1 protein-coding gene is annotated in these 1,104 nt (G+C 72.7%); it reads left to right on the plus strand.

The window, feature by feature from the left end:
* A partial coding sequence (locus tag ACFP3V_RS31410) for a glycoside hydrolase family 3 C-terminal domain-containing protein (protein ID WP_380591121.1) occupies positions 1 to 1,104 on the plus strand: 1,104 nt, incomplete at both ends.

The raw sequence follows: 1,104 nt of genomic DNA on the forward strand, positions 1-1,104 counted from the left end.
GCTGCGCACCGGTGACGGCCGCGCGGTCACCGCCGTGGGCGAGGACGGCCTCCTCGTCCTGGCCGACGCCCAGGACGCGGACCCGGCCGCCCAGTTCGACCTCTTCGACTGGGACCTGGGCGTGCTCACCCTGCGCTCGGTGGCCACCGGCCGCTACGCCTCACTGCGCGACACCGACCAGCGCGTCACCGCCGACCGCGACCAGCCCGGCGAATGGGACGTCCACGAGACCTTCCACCTCGAACCCGCCCCGGACGGAAGCGAGTTGCTGCGCAACATCCTCACCAGACGCTACGCGCGGCTCGATCCGGACACCGGCGAACTGACCATGACCGCCGAAACCCCGCAGGACGCGCTGCGGTTCACCCGCGTCGTGGTGCGCGACGGCGTCGCCGACGCGGTGGCCGCGGCCCGGGCAGCGGAGGTGGCGGTGGTCGTGCTCGGCAACGACCCGCACATCAACGGCCGCGAGACCCAGGACCGCGCCTCACTCAACCTCCCCCCCACGCAGGAGCGGCTGCTGCGCGAGGTCACCGCCGCCCGACCCGACACCGTCCTGGTCGTCATGTCCAGCTACCCCTACGCCCTGGACTGGGCCGACGCCCACGTGCCCGCGATCGTGTGGACCTCCCACGCCGGCCAGGAGACCGGCCGCGCCCTGGCCACCGTCCTGCACGGCGACGCCGACGCCTGCGGACGCCTCCCGCAGACCTGGTACCGCGGCGACGACCCCCTCCCGCACCGGCTGGACTACGACATCATCAAGGCCGGCTGGACCTACCAGTACCACCACGCCGCACCCCTCTACCCCTTCGGCCACGGCCTGTCCTACACCACCTTCACCTACGACGAACTCAAACTCGCCACCACCGAGCTGCCCCAGGACGGCGAGATCACCGCCACCCTCACCGTCACCAACACCGGCCCCCGCCCCGGCATCGAAACCGTCCAGCTCTACACCCGCCACCTCGACGCCCGCTACCACGCCCCCCGACTGCGCCTCGCCGCCTACCGCAAGGTCCGCCTCGCCCCCGGCCAGACCACCGCACTCGACTTCACCCTCCCCGCCGCCGACATCCTCGCCCACTGGGACGTCACCACCGG

The organism is Streptacidiphilus monticola, from assembly GCF_042658505.1.
Lineage (GTDB): Bacteria > Actinomycetota > Actinomycetes > Streptomycetales > Streptomycetaceae > Streptacidiphilus > Streptacidiphilus monticola.